The organism is Alteromonas sp. AO-Serp, from assembly GCF_017849675.1.
GTDB lineage: Bacteria > Pseudomonadota > Gammaproteobacteria > Enterobacterales > Alteromonadaceae > Alteromonas > Alteromonas macleodii.
This window is the reverse complement of the sequence record NZ_JAFLMX010000267.1, coordinates 1-1532: the sequence shown is the minus strand read 5'-3', so window position 1 is coordinate 1532 and position 1532 is coordinate 1. Positions and strand designations below refer to the sequence as shown.

Genomic DNA, 1532 nt, shown 5'->3' with positions numbered 1-1532 from the left:
TACTATCTCAACGCCAAAGCGACTAAACCACAAGAATGGGGTCAGAGTCTGAGGTATCCCCACAAATAATATAACGATATCAGTGAGATAAAAAAGATAGGAACATTCATGACGTTTGGTGATCAGATCAATCGCCAAACTTCACCGAGGCCAAACAATCATGAATGCCCTATCTATTGTGAACAAAGTCGTATCGCTTGTCAGCTACAAAATGCATAAAACTCGTCGGGATGCGGTAACGGCGTGCGTCAAAAGCATGCTTAATGGAAGCGCTGCAACCGTAACCAGCATAGGTCGAGGAATTAGCACTAAAGCCTTTGAAAAACATCGGATTAAACGTGCAGACCGTTTGCTTTCAAACCCACATTTGTTAAGCGAAACACCGTTTATCTATGCATCTATATGCCAACTATTTTGCAGCAGCACATCACGCCCTGTTATTTCAATTGATTGGTCAGATTTAGACGACCGTAAAGCGCATTTTCTTTTACGCGCGGCCATATCTTTAAAAGGTAGACCCGTCACACTTTATCAAGAAGTTCACTGCAACAAGACCAAAGAGAAACCAGCTACGCACAAGGCATTCCTAAAGACATTGCACGCCATATTACCTTCCTACTGTCGACCTATTATCGTCACCGACGCAGGGTATAAATCACCTTGGTTCAGAGAAGTACTAGCGCTAGGGTGGGACATTGTTGGGCGTATCCGCAAGCCACATTTTTACTCGCTTGATAGAGGTAATACGTGGCAGTGTATTCGCCACCTCTATACCCTAGCGACGTGTCGTTCGAAGCGTTTTGATAACAGCCAAATCGTAAGAAGCAACCCCTTTGCCTGCACGCTTATTCTTTTTAAACAGAAATCCAAAGGACGTCATGCTTCAAATTCAGACGGTACACATAAAGCTTCAAAGCGCTCAAAAGTCCATGCGCGAGGGGCGAAAGACCCGTGGCTATTAGCCACATCACTGGCGTCTCACCGAAGCTTATCGAAACAGGTCGTTACTATTTATCGCCAGCGTATGCAGATTGAAGAAGGGTTCAGAGACATGAAAAGTACCAAGTTCGGGCTCGGCTATGAGCAGAATAAAAGTGTGAAAAAGCAGCGTCTGACGATACTGGTACTACTGACTACGTTAGCGTCACTCGTGGCTATATTACTGGGTATGGTGCTCGCCTCTTCGAACAAACACCGTCGATTCCAAGCCAATACCGAAACTAGAAGCGTGCTGTCATTCCATTATCTTGGACTAAGGGCTGTCGCTTGCAGGATACGATTCACTATGCGACAGTGGAAAGCTGCACTCAAATGGTACAGCTCCATAGTAGACGGGACCTGGGCTGGAACCGCATGAAATTAAATTCGTGGGGATCCCTCAGACTCTGACCCCATTATTGGGAGGCGCTTTTTGCCTGCATGGTGACGGGTGCTCTGTTGGAGAGTAGTAGATAAACCATGCTGGCGATGATTAACCCTACAAACCATGCGTAGGCGTAAAGCGTATCGAAAATAGCAGGCACGCTTTCTAC

The 1532-nt window shown here is 46.0% G+C and carries 1 protein-coding gene; it reads left to right on the top strand.

The window, feature by feature from the left end; genetic code table 11:
* Positions 1-160: 160 nt before the first annotated feature.
* Positions 161-1357, top strand: a complete 1197-nt coding sequence (locus QVA83_RS17665) for an IS4 family transposase (protein ID WP_287498754.1) — start codon at positions 161-163, stop codon at positions 1355-1357.
* The last annotated feature ends 175 nt before the right edge of the window (positions 1358-1532 follow it).